The sequence below is a fragment of the Micromonospora sp. U21 genome (genome assembly GCF_018070045.1).
Classification (GTDB): domain Bacteria; phylum Actinomycetota; class Actinomycetes; order Mycobacteriales; family Micromonosporaceae; genus Micromonospora.
Genome location: NZ_JAGPYK010000016.1, coordinates 147,136 through 163,720 on the forward strand (window position 1 = coordinate 147,136; position 16,585 = coordinate 163,720).

Sequence of the window (16,585 nt, forward strand, 5' to 3'; positions counted from 1 at the left end):
GCATGCCGGGCGGTCAGCAGAACCAGCCGTCCTGCACCCAGCCGCGCCGGTTGATGTGCCCGTAGGCGAAGCCGTAGATGTAACCGCCGCTGCGGGGACCCTCGACCAGGAAAGTCTGGCCCTGGTAGAGGGTGCCCATCCAGGCCCCGTTGGGCTGGGTGCGGACGAACAGGTCGGTCGCGCACACCGTCTCCCGCTGGCCGATGGTGCCGTTGGCGGCCAGCGCCGGAGCCGGCGCGGTGAGCGTGGCGGCGATGATGCCGGCCAGTAGGCCGGCCGTCGCACGGGTGGCGAACCGGCTCACCATGAGTCGTACCCGCCGACGCACTCGGCCCGGAGGTAGCCCCAGTCGTTCGGACCGAAGTCGAACGAGGCCGCCCACCCGTTGTAGACCGGGTGCGCGCCCGGGGTGTGGCCGATCTTGTTGCCGTACCCGAGCGTGCGTTTCAGGCCGGTGGGGCCGCTGGCCGAGTCGTAGTTGGCGTAGAAGCTGGCGCTCTGGCAGACCACGATGGCGTGCCGCGGCACCACCGGGTCGGCGTGGGCCGGCGCGGCGCCCAGGGCGGCCGTGGCCGCCCCGATGGCCAGCGCGGCGATCCCGGTGTGGATCCGACGAGGCATGCCCACCTCCCGTACGCCGAAACTTTCCACCGGCGACCTTAACAGCAGCGTCGATAAATGTCGATGGAGTTCGGCCGGCCTGCCGGTCTGCGGCCCAGGGCCCGGCCCTCCGGTGAACCGGCATATGCGGCGATCGGGCGGGAACGCGCTGACGTCCGATAGCCCGAACGGAGCGGGAGAAGAACATGCCTTTCATCACCGTGGGTACGGAGAACTCCGCGCCCATCGACCTGTACTACGAGGATCACGGATCGGGTCAGCCGGTGGTGCTGATCCACGGCTTCCCGTTCAACGGGGCGACCTGGGAGAAGGAGACCAACGCACTGCTCAACGCCGGATACCGGACGATCACCTACGATCGTCGCGGCAACGGCAACTCCGCGCAGCCGGCGTTCGGGTACGACTACAACACCTTCGCGGCGGACCTCGACATCCTGATGACCGAGCTGGACCTGCGCGACGTGATGCTGGTGGGTCACTCGATGGGCACCGGCGAGGTGGTTCGCTACCTGGGCAACTACGGCTCGCAGCGGGTGAGCCGGGCGGTGCTGCTCAGCCCGCTGCAACCAATGCTGGCCAAGGCCCAGGACAACCCGGAGGGCGTCGACAGGAGCCTCTTCCAGGGGTTCCAGCAGGCCATCACCAAGGACCGCTTCGCCTACCTGACCCAGTTCTGCGACGCGTTCTTCAACTACAGCGAGAACAAGGGCAAGCTGGTCAGTGAGGAGGCGTACCGCGCGCACTGGCAGATCGGCGCGATGGCCTCCGGCAGAGCCACCCACGACTCGGTGGACGCCTGGCAGGAGGACTTCCGGCCCGACCTGCCGAAGATCGACGTGCCGGTCCTGATCATCCAGGGCGACAAGGACAACGTGCTGCCCTACCCGGTGACCGGCCAGCGGCTCGCGCCGATGCTGCCGACCAGCCAGCTCATCACGCTCAAGGGCGCGCCGCACGGTATCCCGTGGACACATGCCGACGACATCAACAAGGCGATGTTGAAGTTCCTCAAGCAACCGGCCAAGGCTCGGGCCTGATCCGTACCGGAATCTGATCGGACGCCAGCGCGGCGATTTCGCCGCCACACCCGGCCCACGCAGCCCCTCGGGCTCGCGTGGGCCGCGTGGCGTCGGCGGTCAGGCCCGGCGGGCCACCACCGCGCCGTTGGCGCCGGGGGCGTCGAACGGCACCGTGCGGACGTCGACGAAGCCGGCGTCGGCGAGCCAGGCGCTGTACTCGGCGCCGGAGTAGTTCCGGCCACCTTCGGTCTCGACCAGCATGTTCATGCCCATCAGAGCGGCTTCCGGCGGTCCGGTGCGCTCATCGTTGAGCAGCAGTTCGCAGACGACGACCGCGCCGCCGGGCGGGAGCGCCGCGTGGCACCGGGCCAGCAACGCGCGATTCGTCGGCTCGTCCCAGTCATGCAGGATCATGCTGAGCAGGATGACGTCGTGCCCGCGCGGTAGCGCCGGGTCGGCGAGGAAATCGCCGGCCAGCGTGCCGATCCGCCCGGTCAGACCGGCCGCCGCGATCCGCTGCTCGGCCCGTACGCAGACATGTGGCAGGTCCAGGACGGTCGCCCGCAGTCCGGGCAGGCGGCGGCAGAACTCGATCGGAAACGCGCCGGCTCCGCCGCCCACGTCGAGCAGCCGGTGATGCGCGGAGAAGTCGTACGCGTCGGCCAGCGCGGCGGCGGTGAAGCTGGACGTGGAGTACATGGCATCCCAGAACTGCGCCAGCATCTCCGGGTCGGTGGTGTCGAACATCGACTGCTGAACCTGCGGGTCCCAGGTCAGTGGCCGGTCGGTGCGCAGCGCCTCCCCGATTCGGTGCCAGGGCAGATAGGTACGCAGGTCGGAGTAGCGGACCTGGGCTCCGAAGTAGTACGGGCGGCCCTCGACCAGGAACTGCTCGGCCAGCGCGGAGTTGCGGTAGCCGTCGCCGGCCTTTTCGAGCAGGCCGAGCGAGGCGCTCGCGGCCAGCAACAGGTCCGCCGGGCGGTCGGCCAGGCCGAACTCGGCGGCCGCCTGCTCGACGGTCATCGTTCGGCCGTCGGCGAGCCGGGTGAACAGGCCGAGTTCAACGCCGACCGCGAGGGTCTTGAAGCCCCAGACGCCGGCAACCAGGCTCATGAGGGGAGTCGGAGTGATCATGGGCACATGAGATCACACCTGACCTCCGTCCACTATGGGCGGTTGACGACGAAGGGCGATCCCGGCCGCGGCCAGCACGCCCTAGCTGGGTCGGTGGGCCAGGCGCCGGCTGAGCCAGTGCGCGCCGAGGCTCACCAGCATGCTGCCGACCGCCATCCCGACCAGCACCAGGATCGCCCCGACGGCCCACAACCCGCTGTCGTCGGACGACAACGCACCCCACGACCAGGCCACCGTGAACGCCACCGTCATCACCGGCGCCACCAGCCACGGACTCAGCCGCGTGCCGGCGAGGGCGGCGAGCAGCGCGAGGGTCAGCACGCAGCCGATCACCTGCCACGGCTCGTACGGGCCGCTGCGCGAACCGGTCTGCGGGTCGACGGTGTACTCGGTGTCCCAGCCCAGCCAGAGCAACCACACCCCGACCGTGGCCACCGCCAGGAACAGAGCCCCGAGCGATGCGCGCGTACCCCTCGTCGCTGTCATCCGGCGATCATCCCCCGCGGTGGCGCGGTTCCGAAATGGGCGGATCGACCACCGCAGGCATGTTTGAACGTGGATCCGTGCTGCTGGTAGGGCGGGGGATCTTCACCTGCCAGCTCCCGGTGTCGGCGTCCCGAGCGGCCGGGTCGTCGCTGAGGGCTGGACACGGGTGAGGAAGTCGCGGACCAGCCGCACCACCTCGTCGAGGTGCGTCTCGAGCAGCCAGTGGCCACCGTCGAGCAGGTGCAGGTCGGCGTCGGGCAGATCCCGCAGGTAGGCGCGGGCCGCGCCCGCCGGCATGTAGCCGTCGTGCGGCCCCCAGACGATGAGCGTGGGCGGCCGGTGGGTCCGCAGGTACTCCTGCTGCCGGGGGAACCACGCGACGGTGCTGCCCTGGTCGGCGAGGAGCCGGAGCCAGGCGTCGCGTCGCCGCGGATCCGCGACCAGTGCCCCGGAGAGCCGCCACAGGTCCGGGCTCACCCGGTCGGCCAGTCGGTCCGGCAGCTCGCCCAGGAACTCGCGCCGGAAGCCCTCCTCGTTGATCGCGGCGGCCAGCTGGTCCCGGCCCTCGTGGGTCGGCTCACGCCAGAATCGTTTGAGCGGCTCGTACCTGGGCCCGTGCTGGTCCGGGTAGATGTCGCCGTTCTGGATGATGAGACCGGCGACCCGCTCCGGTGCGGCCATCGCCAGTCGCAACCCGAACTGGCTGCCGTAGTCCTGAAGGTAGATCACGTAGCGGGTCAGCCCCAGCGTCTCGGTGAACCGCCGGAGCAGGTCGGCGTGCGCATCGAAGGTGTACGCGAACCGGCCGGGGTCGGGCGTGTCGCTGTAGCCGAAGCCAGGGTAGTCGGGCGCGACGCCCCGCCACCGGTCGCCCAGCGCGGGCAGCAGGTGGCGGAACTGGAACGATGACGACGGGTAGCCGTGCGGCAGCAGCACCACCGGCGCGTCCGTGGCACCGGCCTCCCGGTAGAAGATCGTGATGCCGTCGACCTCCACCGTCCGGTGGCGCACAGCGGACCCGGCCATGACGTCTCCTCAACCACGGATGGGCGGACCCCTCGACGGTGCCAGAAGCGGTGCAGGATTGCCGCCGAATCCGGCGGGCCGCGCTCCGCCGCGTCAGGCCGTCGGCACGGGGCCGGTCGAGTCGCGGACGACCAGCAGGTGCCCGGTGGAGCGGCGTCGGGGACGCGCCGAGCGGGGCTTGAGTGCCAGGCTGAGCGCCGTACGGCCCATCTCGGTCATCGGCAGCCGGATGGTGGTGAGGCTCGGCGCGAGGTCGGCCGCCACCGAGACGTCGTCGAAGCCGACGACCGACATCCGCCCGGGCACCGGGATGCGGCGGGAGCGCAGCGTGGACAGCACTCCCATGGCCATCGCATCGTTGAGCGCGATGATCGCGGTCGTCTCCGGGTGTTCGTTCAGGATCTGCTCGGTGACCGTCCGGCCGCCGCCGCGGGTGAAGTCGCCGTGCACGACGGCGAGGTCGGCCGGGGGCAGCCCGCGCTGCCGCAGCGCCGACGAGACGCCGGCGAGCCGGTCGGCGACCGTGGTGAGACCGGCGCTGCCCGCGGCGACCGTGATCCGCCGGTGGCCGAGATCTATCAGGTGGTGGGCGAGCGCGTTGCCGCCGGCCTCGTTGTCGGGCAGGACGGCGTCGACGCCGAGCGCGTGCCGCCCGATCGCGGCGACCCGGCCGCCGTGGTCCTGGAACGCCGCCAGCTCGGCCCGCGCCGCAGCTTCCACCCGGGGGTCGTCGTATCCCGAACCGCTGATCAGGATGATGCCGACCCGTTGGGCGATGAGGTGGCGTAGCTGTTGCAGCTCGTAGTCGGGATCCCGGCCGGACTGGCAGATCTGCACCAGCAGCCCCTGCTCGGCGGCGAGCTGGATGACCCCGCCGGCGATCTCGGAGAAGTAGGGGTCGTCGACCTGGTGGACGATCAGGCCCACGGTGGAGCTGGCGCCGCCGGCGAGCGTGCGGGCGTACGGGTTGGCGACGTACCCCAGCTCGCGGGCGACCTGGCGGACCCGGTCGGCCACCTCGGCGCTGACCCCGTCACGACCGGCGAGGGCCCGGGAGGCGGTCGCCAGCGAGACGTCGGCGCGTTCGGCCACGTCCACGAGGCGCGGCCGCTGGCCAGCCCTGGGCATCCGCAACTCCCCGGAAACATCCATGTCACCCGATCTATTGCCAGTGACGCTGATCGAAGCCTAGGGTACGTAAGCGCTTACGTAAGCGCTTACGTACCCGGCACCGGCGTGCCGCGAAATGAGGTGAACGCGATGTCCAGCGTCAGAAGAGCCGCCATCGCCGCCGTCTCCCTACTGGCGATCGGCGCACTGACCGGCGTTGGAGCACCCCGGCGCAGGCGGGTCGGGACCGCCCGTCCGACGTCCACCCCGCCCTGCGCGCGCACCTGGTCGCCGCCTACGACTTCGACCACCCGGTGCCGGGCGACCCCGCGCTCGAGCGCGACCAGGGCCGATCCGGCACCGAGATCGAGCTGGTCAACGGCGGTGCCGCCATGCGGGTGCGGGACCACGCCTACCGGGGCAGCGGCAACGCGGTGCAGACCCGGCAGATCGACCCGACGGTGGCCGGCAACGACGACTGGAAGGCCGGCACCTGGTCGGCCAGCGGGGTCCGCACCCTACGCGCCTTCAGCGCGACCGCGGGCACCACCGTGATGGGCTGGTTCAAGCTGGAGATGGACAGCCCGCTGCCCAACTCCACCACCGCCGACCCGAACGACCGGTACAACGCCATCGGCCTGGCCGGGGTGCTGACCGGCGACTCCGACGGCCACGGCGTCCGGGCCCTGCTGGAGCTGATCGACGTCAACGGTGAGCTGCGCCTGGTCGCGCTCGGCCGTCGCCTCGACGGCGGCAACTCGCAGACGTTCGCGGCGAGCCAGGACTGGCGGGACCTGCTGCCGGCGGGCGAGTGGGTGCACCTCGCCGCCACCTTCGACTTCGGCACCGGCGCCCTCGCCCTCTACCGCAACGGCGAACCGGTGGACGGCTTCTACACCCGCACCGACGACCCGTGGCTCGTGTCCGGGCCCGGCCCGCACGTGACCACGGCCTCCGACCCTCGGGGCATCAAGATCGGTGGAAGCTTCCCCCAGGACACGGTGGAGCGGAACCCGTGTGACTGCCGCATGGACGGCCTGATGTTCCTCGACAGCGTGGTCTCCGCGAGCGATGTGCGGAGGCAGCACCGCCACCTGGCCCGCTGACCACCCTCGGCACCGTCCCACCGAGAAGGAGACACGCGTGCTCATCCTCCACGACAGCGCCCGCAGGATCCGCAGATCCGTGTTGACGGCCGGCCTCACCGCCGTCGTGCTGATCCTGTCCACCGTGCTCGCGACACCCGCCCGGGCCGCCGACGCGGTCTACGACCCGGTCCCCGAGATGCCGATCCAGTCCCGGCTCGGGCTGGTCCTCACCGAGTACGCCAGCTTCCCGCAGTCGCACCCGAACCCGGCCCCGACCGATCAGCGGCTCATGCGTACCGCCCGGATCAACACCATCATGGAGGTGCCCGACGGCTCCGGCCGGCGGGCGGTGCCCGACCTGAACGGCAGCCTCTACCTGGTCGAAGGTGGCGTGCCGCACGTCTACCTCGACGTGGCGGCGACCTTCGCGCCGCAGTTCTTCTCGGGCCGTGGCCTGGGCCAGGGCTTCGGGTACGTCGCCTTCCACCCCGAGTTCGGCGCCAACGGCCGGTTCTACACCATCCACACCGAGCTGGCATCGGCGACGACCACCCCGCCGGACTACGCCCAGGCCGGCACGATCTACCACGGTGTGATCACCGAGTGGACGGCGACCGACCCGAGCGCCGACACGTTCGCCGGCACCCGGCGGGAGGTCCTGCGCATCGGGTTCGGCGGCCAGGTGCACGGCATCCAGGAGATCAACTTCAATCCCACCGCGAAGCGCCACGATCCCGACTACGGCCTGCTGTACCTGGCGGTCGGCGACGGTGGTCTGGGCGTCCGCAACACCGACCCGCAGAACCTGGGGATGCCGCACGGCAAGCTGCTGCGGATCGACCCGCGGGGCACCGACTCCGCCAACGGGCGGTACGGCATTCCTGCCACGAACCCCTTCGTCGGCCACGCCGGCGCGCTCGGCGAGATCTACGCCCTGGGCTTCCGCGACCCGCACCGCTTCAGCTGGGACCGGGCGACCGGTCGCATGTATCTCGGGCACATCGGTGAGCACGCCATCGAGGCGATCTACGAGGTTCGCGCCGGCGACAACTTCGGCTGGAGCGAGCGCGAGGGATCCTTCGTCTTCGACAGGACGGCCACCAACCCCTGCGACCGCCTCTTCCCGCTCCCCGCCGACGACGACCGCTACGGATACACCTACCCGGTCGCCGCGTACGACCACGACCCCGCCGCGGACTGGAACTGCACCGCGGACGTCGGCGTCGCGGTGGCCGGCGGCTTCGTCTACCGGGGACGCGCGCTGCCCGCGCTGCGCGGCAAGTACGTCTTCGGCGACCTGGTCGACGGCCGGGTGCTCTACACCGAGGCGAACGAGATGCGCCGCGGGCGGGGCCTGGCCCCGATCCACCAGCTCGCCCTGTTCGACGCCGCGGGCGCTCCCGTTCGCATGCGGGACCTCTCCGGGCCTGGCGCCCCCGGTGACCCGAATCGCGTCGACCTGCGCTTCGGCACCGACGCCGCCGGCGAGCTCTACGTGCTCGCCAAGGCCAACGGGAAGGTCTGGAAGGTCACCGGCACCCGGGTCTTCGCCAGCGGCGACGTCGGGAACACCACCCTGCGCCGCACCGCCGGGGCATCGAACTGGGCGCCGGTGACCCCGGCGAAGTGGCAGTTCACCCACGACCAGGTCATCCTCGCCGAGGCCGGGGTCAGCCGGCCGGGCCCACGCCGGCCCTTCGAGTACGCCGTGCTGACCGCCGGGCCGGCCTGGTCGTCGGTCGAGGTCGAGGCGCGGGTACGGCTCGACACGCCGGTGGAGGTCACCAACCGGGACGTGATCATCGTCTTCGGTTGGCGTTCGGACACGGAGTTCTACTACGCCCACCTCTCCACCGACAACACGATCTACCCGCACAACGGCATCTTCAAGGTCGACAATGCCGACCGGGAACGCATCGACCACCAGTGGAACGGCCGGTCGCGCGGCGCCAACCCGGCGATCACCGATGCCGACTGGCACCGCGTACGGGTCGTGCACCTGCCGGCGACCGGCGAGATCGCCGTCTACATCGACGGGCGACGGGACCCGTTGATGACCGCGAAGGACAGCACTTTCGGCTCCGGGCGGGTGGGTTTCGGCTCGTTCGACAACGTGGGTCGGCTGCGTAACCTGACGGTCACCGGCACGCCGGCCTGAGCACCGACGGGGACGGCGGCACCCGTGCCGCCGTCCCCGTGCGCCTGCCGGACGCGTGATCGCCCGTGGCCGCTCGCCGGCCGGGAACGCCGAGCCGGCCCGGGGTGCGTCATCCGGTTCGTAGAATCGCTGCCATGCCACAGATCGTCGAGTTGCTGGCCTCGCCCGTGCACCGCTTCCTGGGCCGGCCCACCGCCGGCCCGGCGCCGGCCCCGCCCGGTGAGCTGGTCGACGTGGTGCGGATCCGGGCCGGCCTCGGCATCGTCGGCGACCGGTACTTCGGCCAGCCGGCGCACCGCGACGCCAGCGTGACGGTGATCGCCCAGGAGTCGCTGCCGCCCGGCATCGGTCTGGCGGCTGTCCGGCGCAACGTCCTCACCACCGGTATCGCGGTGGACGAACTGATCGGCAAGGTGCTGGTGCTGGACTCCGGGGACGGCCCGGTCAGCCTGCGGGTGAACCGGGCCGCCCGCCCCTGCGCCTGGATGGACGTCACGGTCGGCCCCGGTGCGTGGAAGGCGCTACGAACCACCGGCGGCATCCGCTGCACGCCGCTCAACGACGGGGTCCTGCGGATCGGCCCGGTCGACGCCACCGTCGAGCGGGTGCCCGCGTCCTAGCGCTGGTCGCGGGCGGGTCAGGTGCTCCGCGGGAGGCGTCGAGGTCCACAATGCAGATCTGGGACAGGTACCGGCCGCACGACGAGGACCGGGCTCAGCAGGTACCCCCGATCCGGATGGAGGTGGTGACATGACCCCCGAGCTGCACCAGCTCATCGAGGAGCTGCGGGCCGACCTGGCCGAGGACCAGCCGGCAAGCCTGGGGTACGCCCAGTTCGGCGACGGCGCGGCCACCGACGCCGTGCCGGCGGACGTCCCGGCCGACCTTCGGGATCTCCTGCTGGTGGTCGACGGGCTGCGCGCCGGCCGGATCGAGCTGGCGTCCACGTCCACCCTCGCCGGCATCCAGTACCACCTGGACTACGCGCCGGACTTCTCGTCCATCCCGGATGACCGGACGGGCTGGCTGGTGATCGGCACCCGCAGCGACGAGCCGATCTTCTTGGATCGTGGCACCGGCGCCATCTGGTACTTCCCACCGACCGGCACCGAGTGGTTCATGTCGGACGCCTTCGAGGAGCTCGCCCCCGACCTGGATTCCTTCGTGCACTACTACCTGCTCGGCCCGGGCTACGCCGACCTGACCCCCGCGGACGACCAGTGGTACGCCTTCCTCGACCAGCAGGGCCTGCTCGACTACGAGGACGACGACGAGTCCGACGGCGACGAGTCCGACGGCGACGCCGGCGCGGGGGGACGGGCGGTGACCGTCACCTGACCTGGTCGCGCCGACGACCACCCGGCCGACGGGTCAGACCGGGCTGATGTGCGCGGCGAGCACCCGCCAGCCGTGTGGGTCGTCATGGATCCAGGTCCGGGTGTACCGCAGGCGAGCCGCGAACGGCGTGCCGTCGAACACTCCGGCCACCCGGCCCAGGAAGAACGTCACGCCGGTCGACCCGGCGACCAGCAGGTCCAGCTCCTCCTCGACCAGTTCCTCGATGACCGAGGTCCGGTCGCGGTGCGCGGCCAGGTCCTCCCGTTTGGTGTGCTTGCCGCCCTCCGGGCCGATGGCGATCAGCTGGTCGACGAGCAACTCGTCGAGGGCCGCCACGTCGCCGGCCCGCTGGGCCGCCTGAAGGGTGCGCTCGGCGTCGAACAGTTCCGCCTCGCGTTCGCTGTCCGGCATGGTGCCGTCCTCCTGATCGGGGTCCACCCGGCGCCACCGTCCACCGGGGCTTTCCGCATTGTGGCAGCCGACGCGGCCCGAACGGGTGCGGATCGGCCGGCGGCCGGTCGCACCCGGCGGCGGGCGCGTGTCGCGTCCAGTCGACGCGGCGGCTGTGGGCCGCGGGCCGACCGGTGGCTAGGCTGCTGGCATGGCGGACCAGGGCGGGCGTGCCACACACGCCGCCGGGGCGGCGCGGCCGGTCGAGGCGGTCGTGCGGGAGATCCTGGCGGTCGTTCCGGCCGGCTGCACGTGGCTGCTGCCGGTGCCGGACGACGGTCGGCCGGTCGCGGACTTCCGGATCGCGGCCACCAGCGGCCAGGGCCACGACATCTACGGCCGGGGAATCGAGCGGGTGGGCGCGCGGCTCACCGAGCTGTACCCGAGCATGGTCGACGGTCCGCTCTGGCGGCTCTACCTCGACGTGCTGGCCACCGGGTCACCCGGCCGGATGGCCGACTTCCGGTACGTGGAGAAGCGCACCGGCGTCGTCGCCGACTCGCTGTTCGACGTGCACGTGCACAGGGTGCTCGGTGGCCTGCTGGTGGCCTGGCAACGACTCGACGAGGACCTGCGTCGACTGGAGCGCACCGAGTTGCTGGGCAGCCTCGGCTGGGCGGAGTACGACCTGGCCAGCGGCGTCAGCCAGTGGTCACCCGGGATGTACCGGATCTTCGAGCGTGACCCGGCGCTGGGCCCGCTGTCGCGAGCCGAGCAGTCCGCCGCCGTGCTCCCGGACGACGACATGCTGCGCGAGGCGGCGTGGCAGACGCTGGACAGCGGAGCCTCCTCGGACGTGACGGTCCGGTTCCAGGCGGCGGGCGCGGTGAAGTACCTACGGATCCTCTCCGACGTGTCGCGGGATGCGGACGGCACACCGTTGAAGATCCACGCCGTGGTGCAGGACGTGACGGCCAGGGTGGACTCGCGGACCGCCATCGAGCAGCTCGGCGACCAGTTGCGGACCCGGGAGATGACGGCGCTGGCCGAGCACCGCCTTGCCGGGCAGTTGCAGAACCTGATCCAGCCGGTGCCCCGGGAGCCGTTCCCGCTGGCCGGCCTGGAGGCGATCGTCAACTACCTGCCGGCGGAGAGCACGGTGCGGGTGGGCGGGGACTGGTACCACGCGCAGACCCTGCCGGACGGGTCGGTCGTGCTAGCGGTCGGTGACGTGGCAGGTCACGGGCTGAACGCCGCCAGCGGGATGGCCCATCTGCGCTTCGCGCTGGTGGCCTGGCTGTCGGTCGGCATCCGCGACCCGGCGGTGCTGCTCGGGCATCTCAACCGGCTCTGCGGTCAGCTCGCGATCACCGGGACCGCAGTGGTCGCGGTCTACGACCCGGGGACCCGGGTGCTCTGCTGGGGACGCGCCGGGCACCTGGCGCCGCTGCTGTCCCGCGACGGCGAGACCGGCCCGCTGGACCGGCCGACGGGCCTGCTGCTGGGCGCCGACGGCGACTCGGTGTACCCGGTGCTCACCCCGCGGCTGCGTCCGGGCGACGTGGTGCTGTTCTACACCGATGGGCTGGTGGAGCGGCGCGCGCCCGAGGAGGACCGGCTGGAACAGGTGCGCTCGATGCTCTCGGCGCTCTCCGCCGCGCCCGGGGAGCAGACTCTCGGCAGGCTGCGTGACCTGCTGCACCACCCCAGCCCGGACGACGACACCTGCACGCTGGCCGTACGCGTGCTGCCCTGAGTCGCCCGGCTCACAGGCCGAGCCGGAGCCGCACCACCGTTCCCTCCGGCTCGGTCAGCACGGCGACCTCGTCGCAGACCTGCTCGACGATCGCCAGCCCTCGACCCCGTACCGCGTCGGCGGGTGGCATGTTCCGGCCGAACGCTCGCGCCGGCGGCCCCTGGTCGATGACGTCGCAGAACAACTGGTCCGCCTCGGCCCACAGCCGGACCCGGCCACCGCCGGTGGTGTGCTGCAACGTGTTGGTGGCCAGCTCACTGACCGCCAACGTCAGCAGCTCCACCCGGTGTGGCGGCAGGCCCCGGGCCAGCGCCCCGGTGCAGACGAACGCACGCAGCGCTCGCAGGTCGGTCGCCACCTGGTACGCCATCGTGGCCGGGGCGTGGGCGGACTGCTCGGCCACGATCCGGATCTCCCGCCGGCCGGCCGACATCAGCCCGCCAGCCGCGGGTCGTCGGCGGGCGGGCGCAGCAGGTTGCCGACGCCGGTGATGTCCAGCACGGCGGCCACCGGCCCGCTGGCGTTGACGGCGTACAACCGCCGACCGGCCGCGCGGGCGGTCTGGTGGGCGGTCACCAGGCTGTGCAGGCCGGTGGAGTCGAGGAAGCGCAACCCGCCCACGTCGACCACGACCACGGGCGCGCCGCGGACCGCCGCGGACAGCACGGTGGTCAGCTCCTCCCGGGTGGCCAGGTCGCACTCGCCGGACAGCGTGACGACGATCCGGCCGGATGCCGTGGACGTCCGGGCCTCGAAGTGCGCCATCGGGCAGCAGCACCTTCCTCGTCGTGACAGCCGTTGTCGGCACATCATGTCACCCTCCGGCCTGCCGGCTGTGTCCTCCGTTCGGCGGCGTTCGGCAGGTGCCGTCGCGATCGACGGGCGTCCCCGGCGGCGATCGGGCTCCACCCGTCGCCGTCGCCCGGAGCCGCGCCGGACAGGGTCATGGGGAGGGGCGAACCGGTCGCTACGGGCGGATGTCCAGGGCGCCGATCAGGTCGTCGCGCAGCGTGAACCGGTACCGCAGCTCGACCGGGCTGCCGGGGAAAGTGCCCGACACCCGGGCGAGGACCAGGTACGAGTCGCCCGCCTGCGGCGTGACCGTCACCGGCTCCACGGCGTACGAGTAGGCCTCCATCGTCCGCTGCCGCCAGGCGCGGATCGCCGCCCGTCCCTCGTGCAGCCGGTCCTCGTCGGCCACGGTCGCGGTGTCCGCGAAGCAGGCGACGAAGGTTTCCAGGTCGCCGTCCTCTGCGGCCCGGAAGTACCGGTCGATCACCTCGGGCAGGTCGACCGCCATCTGCTCCTCCTGCGGCGTGGGCCACCGTCGGGCAGCCGAGTTCCCCGTTCGACCTCACGGTACGAGACGGTGCCGGTGCCGCGCGGAGCAACCGACAGACCCGCCGTCGACCCCATCGTCGCGGTGTCCCGCGCCGTGAGCGGCCCGCCGGCCGCTCACGGCGCGGCGCGGGTCAGGGCTTGCGGCCGACGGCGCAGTAGCCGTCCAGGTCAGCCGGCGGGCCGTCCTGCTCGGGCCGCCAGTGGGTGAACGGCACCAGGCCGGGCTCGACCAGCTCCAGGCCGTCGAAGAACCGGGCGATCCGCTCCGGGCTGCGCAGGTGGTACGGCAGCGCGCCGCTCTCGTTGTACTGCCGGTGCGACTCGACGACCGCCGCGCTGGTGTCGGTGCCGTCGGACAGCGCCAGGTAGCTGCCGGACGGAACCGCGTCGAGCAGGGCACGGATGATGGCGACCGCCTCGTCGTCGTCGCCGACGTGGCCCATCACCCCGAACAGCAGGACCGCGACGGGCTGGCCGAGGTCGAGGTGCTCGCGGGCATGCCCGAGCACCTCCTGCGGGTCGTGCAGGTCGGCGTGGATGTACCGGGTCAGCCCTTCCGGGCTGCCGACCAGCAGCGCCCGCGCGTGGGCCAGCACCATCGGGTCGTTGTCGACGTAGACAACCCGGCTCTGCGGGTTGACCCGCTGGGCAACCTGGTGGGTGTTGTCGGCGGTGGGCAGCCCGGTGCCGACGTCGAGGAACTGGCGGATCCCGACCTCGCCGGCGAGGAAGCGCACCGCCCGGGAAAGGAACGCGCGGGACTCGCGCGCCGTCTCGATCATCGCGGGAAAGAGTTCGCGAACCTGCTCGCCGGCCAGCCGGTCGACCTCGAAGTTGTCCTTGCCGCCGAGCCAGTAGTTCCAGATCCGGGCGGAGTGCGGGACACTCGTATCGATCTTGGTGCCGTCGGTGGCCGGGAGAGGGGCGGTTTCTGCCACGGGCGTCCTTCCGCTGGAGGTGGGGGAAGACACAGAGGACAACCATGCTCGCACAGCCCTTCGGTCGGTAAAGCGGACACCCACGCCGGCCGGTACGCACCGTGACCGGTCCGGGTTTGCCGCCGGTGGACCCGGGTAGCCACGCGTTTCCGGAACGAAGGGCGGGGGCATGGCCGAGCTGGCGTTCGTCGACAAGGTTGCGGCACGGGCGGGGGTCCCGCCCGAGCAGGCGCGACCGCTGACCGAGGCGGTTCTGCGGACCCTCACCGAGCGGCTCAGCGGCGGCGAGGCGGCCGCGCTGGCGCCCCACCTGGCCGCCGAGTTGAGCCCGCTGCTGGTGAAGGCCGCCGAGGCGCCCGAGGCGTTCGGCTACGACGAGTTCCTGCGGCGCGTGGCCGACCGCGCGGGGACCGACCGCCCCACCGCCGAGCGGGGCTCTCGGGCCGTGCTCCAGACGATGCACCGGGTGGTCGGGCACCGGGAGTTCGAGGACGCCCTGTCGCAGCTCCCGGCGGACCTCAAGGAGCTGGCCCAGCCGCTGCCGCAGGGCCCCTGACCGGCCGCCGCGGCCGTCCGGGGACGCGGTGACAGGGGTGCTGGCGCTGCACGCGCTGGTCGCCGACGATCTGCGCCGGGCGGCCCGGGGCGGGCCCTGACCGGTTGCGGCCAGACCCCGCCCCACGCCCGGCGGTCAGGTGGCTACCCGCCGTTGACCACCCACTTCTGGTGGGCGCCGCCCACGTACGTGCCGATCTGGATCTGCGTGCCGTCGGCGGTGCCGGCGCCGGCGGCCTGCAGCACCTTGCCCGACTGCGGGTTGCGGATCGACCCGTCGGACTGCGGCTGCCACACCTGGGAACCAGTGCCGTTGCAGGTCCACAGCTGCACCTTCGTGCCGTCGGCGGTGCCGGCGTTGTCCACGTCCAGGCACTTGCCCAGGGCCCGGTAGGTGTCGCCGACCCGGCTCCACGTCTGGGCGACGGTGCTGTTGCACGTCCACAACTGCACCTTGGTCCCGTCGGCGGTGCCCGCGTTGTCCACGTCCAGGCACTTGCCGCCGACGCCGGTGATGCTGCCCGATCCGCCACCGGCCGCCGCGTACACCTCCAGTTCGTAGATCCGTGCGGCCGGGTCGGTGGTGCTGGTCGGCGCGGTGATGGCCAACCGGACGTAGCGGGTGCCCGGCGCGCTGACGTCGTGCGTGGTGGTGCTCGCCGTGTTGCCGGTCACCGTGGCCCGGGTCGTCCAGGTGGTGCCGTCGGCGCTGGAGGCGACCGTGAAGTCCCGGGTGTTCCAGGCGGTGTTCTCACCGCCGGCGCCGGCGTGCTTGACCACCACCCGGTTCACCGCGTGGCTGGACCCCAGGTCCACCTGGAGGTACTTCGAGGTGCCCTTCGAGCACCACTTGTCGCCGTTGCCGCCGGCCACGCTGCCGTTGACGGCCTTGGCCGGGCCCTCGGTCGTCGAGCAGGAGCTGTCCGCGGTGGCCGCCTTGTTGAGCGCCAGGTTGGTCCCGCCGGTCGGTGGCGGGGTGACGCCCGGGATGCCGTTGAGCGTGTACCACGCCTCGGTGCTCCACAGTGACTGCCCGGTGGTCGAGGTGAACGGACGTGGCGAGCGCAGGTACACCACGTGGCCGGCCTTGCGCCCGTTGACGGCGAGGGTGACCTTCTTGCCGTCCGCCGACAGGGTCGCCGAGGTGACGGTCAGCGTCTCCTCGTCGATCTTCGGGCCGCCGTAGTTGGACGTCGCCTGGTACCGCCACTGCTTGATCTTGTAGTGCGCGGCCAGGTTCGCGGCGGTCTCCGCGGAGACCGGCTGGGTGTACTCCACCTCGAATCCGGCCGTGGTGGCCCGCATCGCCAGCATCTCGAAGGTGGTGGCGCTGTTCGGGGTCAACTTCTGCAGGCCGTACGCCAGCTTGCCGGACTGGCCCCAGTTGCCGCCCGCGCCGAGCCCACCGACGTAGATGGCGCCGTCCGGGCCGACGTTGACCTCGGAGACGCCCGCTTCCAGGCCCTGGGTGAGCCGGAACAGCGCGCCCTGGTACTCGCCGTTGACCTAATGGGCAGAAGTTGAAGCCGCTGAAGTCTGCTGGTCACTCGAGCGCGAGTTCTGAGGGTGGATCGGCTTGGCGACTTCAGCGGGTCCGTCGTCGGCCGGCCAGCGCCAGCACTACG

The 16,585-nt window shown here is 71.9% G+C and carries 19 protein-coding genes; 7 read left to right on the forward strand and 12 right to left on the reverse strand.

Annotated elements, in window-relative coordinates; translation table 11 throughout:
- Window positions 1-13 precede the first annotated feature (13 nt).
- Both KBX63_RS21325 and KBX63_RS21330 read right to left on the reverse strand, forming a co-directional pair.
- Window positions 14-307, reverse strand: a complete 294-nt coding sequence (locus tag KBX63_RS21325; protein WP_210913305.1) for a hypothetical protein — start codon at window positions 305-307, stop codon at window positions 14-16.
- Entirely contained in the window at window positions 301-621 is a 321-nt protein-coding gene (locus KBX63_RS21330) for a hypothetical protein (protein ID WP_210913306.1), read from the reverse strand. Before KBX63_RS21330 ends, KBX63_RS21325 begins: the two co-directional genes overlap by 7 nt.
- 185 nt (window positions 622-806) lie before the next feature.
- Between KBX63_RS21330 and KBX63_RS21335 the strand changes: the two genes are divergently transcribed.
- The gene (locus tag KBX63_RS21335; protein ID WP_210913308.1) at window positions 807-1,658 is read left to right on the forward strand and encodes an alpha/beta fold hydrolase; all 852 of its coding nucleotides are present in this window, start codon (window positions 807-809) and stop codon (window positions 1,656-1,658) included.
- A gap of 99 nt (window positions 1,659-1,757) precedes the next feature.
- Here KBX63_RS21335 and KBX63_RS21340 read toward each other — a convergent pair whose 3' ends face one another.
- From KBX63_RS21340 to KBX63_RS21355, 4 genes are all read right to left on the reverse strand, one after another.
- Complete coding sequence (locus KBX63_RS21340; protein ID WP_210913310.1) at window positions 1,758-2,774, reverse strand: methyltransferase; 1,017 nt, start codon at window positions 2,772-2,774, stop codon at window positions 1,758-1,760.
- 81 nt (window positions 2,775-2,855) lie between these two features.
- On the reverse strand, window positions 2,856-3,260 hold the full coding sequence (locus KBX63_RS21345; RefSeq protein ID WP_210913312.1) for a hypothetical protein: 405 nt from the start codon (window positions 3,258-3,260) through the stop codon (window positions 2,856-2,858).
- Between the two features lie 102 nt (window positions 3,261-3,362).
- The gene (locus KBX63_RS21350; RefSeq protein WP_210913313.1) at window positions 3,363-4,286 is read right to left on the reverse strand and encodes an alpha/beta fold hydrolase; all 924 of its coding nucleotides are present in this window, start codon (window positions 4,284-4,286) and stop codon (window positions 3,363-3,365) included.
- Window positions 4,287-4,379: 93 nt separating this feature from the next.
- The gene (locus KBX63_RS21355; protein ID WP_210913314.1) at window positions 4,380-5,414 is read right to left on the reverse strand and encodes a LacI family DNA-binding transcriptional regulator; all 1,035 of its coding nucleotides are present in this window, start codon (window positions 5,412-5,414) and stop codon (window positions 4,380-4,382) included.
- A 296-nt stretch (window positions 5,415-5,710) separates the two neighbouring features.
- Between KBX63_RS21355 and KBX63_RS35360 the strand changes: the two genes are divergently transcribed.
- The 4 genes from KBX63_RS35360 to KBX63_RS21375 all read left to right on the forward strand — a co-directional run bounded on the left by KBX63_RS35360 (window position 5,711) and on the right by KBX63_RS21375 (window position 9,980).
- Window positions 5,711-6,502 carry a LamG-like jellyroll fold domain-containing protein gene (locus KBX63_RS35360; RefSeq protein WP_307871784.1) on the forward strand — a complete coding sequence of 264 codons (792 nt, stop codon included), beginning with the start codon at window positions 5,711-5,713 and terminating at the stop codon, window positions 6,500-6,502.
- 37 nt (window positions 6,503-6,539) lie between these two features.
- Entirely contained in the window at window positions 6,540-8,642 is a 2,103-nt protein-coding gene (locus tag KBX63_RS21365) for a PQQ-dependent sugar dehydrogenase (RefSeq protein ID WP_307871785.1), read from the forward strand.
- 134 nt (window positions 8,643-8,776) lie between these two features.
- Window positions 8,777-9,262, forward strand: a complete 486-nt coding sequence (locus KBX63_RS21370; protein WP_210913315.1) for a molybdenum cofactor biosysynthesis protein — start codon at window positions 8,777-8,779, stop codon at window positions 9,260-9,262.
- A 130-nt stretch (window positions 9,263-9,392) separates the two neighbouring features.
- Window positions 9,393-9,980: an SUKH-4 family immunity protein gene (locus KBX63_RS21375; RefSeq protein ID WP_210913316.1), complete on the forward strand. Its 588-nt coding sequence runs from the start codon at window positions 9,393-9,395 to the stop codon at window positions 9,978-9,980.
- Between the two features lie 33 nt (window positions 9,981-10,013).
- Here the strand turns inward: KBX63_RS21375 and KBX63_RS21380 are convergent, their stop codons facing one another.
- A complete protein-coding gene (locus KBX63_RS21380; RefSeq protein ID WP_307871786.1) occupies window positions 10,014-10,418 on the reverse strand; it encodes a nuclear transport factor 2 family protein in 405 nt (134 codons plus the stop codon).
- Window positions 10,419-10,581: 163 nt separating this feature from the next.
- Here KBX63_RS21380 and KBX63_RS21385 point away from each other — a divergent pair, with 163 nt between their 5' ends.
- Window positions 10,582-12,126 carry a PP2C family protein-serine/threonine phosphatase gene (locus tag KBX63_RS21385; protein WP_210913317.1) on the forward strand — a complete coding sequence of 515 codons (1,545 nt, stop codon included), beginning with the start codon at window positions 10,582-10,584 and terminating at the stop codon, window positions 12,124-12,126.
- A 10-nt stretch (window positions 12,127-12,136) separates the two neighbouring features.
- Here the strand turns inward: KBX63_RS21385 and KBX63_RS21390 are convergent, their stop codons facing one another.
- The 4 genes from KBX63_RS21390 to KBX63_RS21405 all read right to left on the reverse strand — a co-directional run bounded on the left by KBX63_RS21390 (window position 12,137) and on the right by KBX63_RS21405 (window position 14,405).
- Entirely contained in the window at window positions 12,137-12,559 is a 423-nt protein-coding gene (locus tag KBX63_RS21390) for an ATP-binding protein (RefSeq protein ID WP_210913318.1), read from the reverse strand.
- Window positions 12,559-12,891 (reverse strand): STAS domain-containing protein, encoded by a 333-nt coding sequence (locus tag KBX63_RS21395; protein ID WP_210913319.1) that lies wholly within the window; start codon window positions 12,889-12,891, stop codon window positions 12,559-12,561. Before KBX63_RS21395 ends, KBX63_RS21390 begins: the two co-directional genes overlap by 1 nt.
- Window positions 12,892-13,093: 202 nt before the next feature.
- Window positions 13,094-13,426: a nuclear transport factor 2 family protein gene (locus KBX63_RS21400; RefSeq protein ID WP_210913320.1), complete on the reverse strand. Its 333-nt coding sequence runs from the start codon at window positions 13,424-13,426 to the stop codon at window positions 13,094-13,096.
- Window positions 13,427-13,598: 172 nt separating this feature from the next.
- Window positions 13,599-14,405: an SAM-dependent methyltransferase gene (locus KBX63_RS21405; RefSeq protein WP_307871787.1), complete on the reverse strand. Its 807-nt coding sequence runs from the start codon at window positions 14,403-14,405 to the stop codon at window positions 13,599-13,601.
- Window positions 14,406-14,574: 169 nt separating this feature from the next.
- Between KBX63_RS21405 and KBX63_RS21410 the strand changes: the two genes are divergently transcribed.
- Window positions 14,575-14,961, forward strand: a complete 387-nt coding sequence (locus tag KBX63_RS21410; protein WP_210913328.1) for a DUF2267 domain-containing protein — start codon at window positions 14,575-14,577, stop codon at window positions 14,959-14,961.
- Between the two features lie 143 nt (window positions 14,962-15,104).
- Here KBX63_RS21410 and KBX63_RS21415 read toward each other — a convergent pair whose 3' ends face one another.
- Window positions 15,105-16,304: a discoidin domain-containing protein gene (locus tag KBX63_RS21415; RefSeq protein ID WP_247662785.1), complete on the reverse strand. Its 1,200-nt coding sequence runs from the start codon at window positions 16,302-16,304 to the stop codon at window positions 15,105-15,107.
- Window positions 16,305-16,585 lie beyond the last annotated feature (281 nt).

Bases quoted from the DNA above. Each gene is read 5' to 3' on its own strand.
- KBX63_RS21325 (WP_210913305.1), bottom strand. From the start codon at position 307: ATGGTGAGCCGGTTCGCCACCCGTGCGACGGCCGGCCTACTGGCCGGC.
- KBX63_RS21330 (WP_210913306.1), bottom strand. From the start codon at position 621: ATGCCTCGTCGGATCCACACCGGGATCGCCGCGCTGGCCATCGGGGCG.
- KBX63_RS21335 (WP_210913308.1), top strand. From the start codon at position 807: ATGCCTTTCATCACCGTGGGTACGGAGAACTCCGCGCCCATCGACCTG.
- KBX63_RS21340 (WP_210913310.1), bottom strand. From the start codon at position 2,774: ATGATCACTCCGACTCCCCTCATGAGCCTGGTTGCCGGCGTCTGGGGC.
- KBX63_RS21345 (WP_210913312.1), bottom strand. From the start codon at position 3,260: ATGACAGCGACGAGGGGTACGCGCGCATCGCTCGGGGCTCTGTTCCTG.
- KBX63_RS21350 (WP_210913313.1), bottom strand. From the start codon at position 4,286: ATGGCCGGGTCCGCTGTGCGCCACCGGACGGTGGAGGTCGACGGCATC.
- KBX63_RS21355 (WP_210913314.1), bottom strand. From the start codon at position 5,414: ATGCCCAGGGCTGGCCAGCGGCCGCGCCTCGTGGACGTGGCCGAACGC.
- KBX63_RS21370 (WP_210913315.1), top strand. From the start codon at position 8,777: ATGCCACAGATCGTCGAGTTGCTGGCCTCGCCCGTGCACCGCTTCCTG.
- KBX63_RS21375 (WP_210913316.1), top strand. From the start codon at position 9,393: ATGACCCCCGAGCTGCACCAGCTCATCGAGGAGCTGCGGGCCGACCTG.
- KBX63_RS21385 (WP_210913317.1), top strand. From the start codon at position 10,582: ATGGCGGACCAGGGCGGGCGTGCCACACACGCCGCCGGGGCGGCGCGG.
- KBX63_RS21390 (WP_210913318.1), bottom strand. From the start codon at position 12,559: ATGTCGGCCGGCCGGCGGGAGATCCGGATCGTGGCCGAGCAGTCCGCC.
- KBX63_RS21395 (WP_210913319.1), bottom strand. From the start codon at position 12,891: ATGGCGCACTTCGAGGCCCGGACGTCCACGGCATCCGGCCGGATCGTC.
- KBX63_RS21400 (WP_210913320.1), bottom strand. From the start codon at position 13,426: ATGGCGGTCGACCTGCCCGAGGTGATCGACCGGTACTTCCGGGCCGCA.
- KBX63_RS21410 (WP_210913328.1), top strand. From the start codon at position 14,575: ATGGCCGAGCTGGCGTTCGTCGACAAGGTTGCGGCACGGGCGGGGGTC.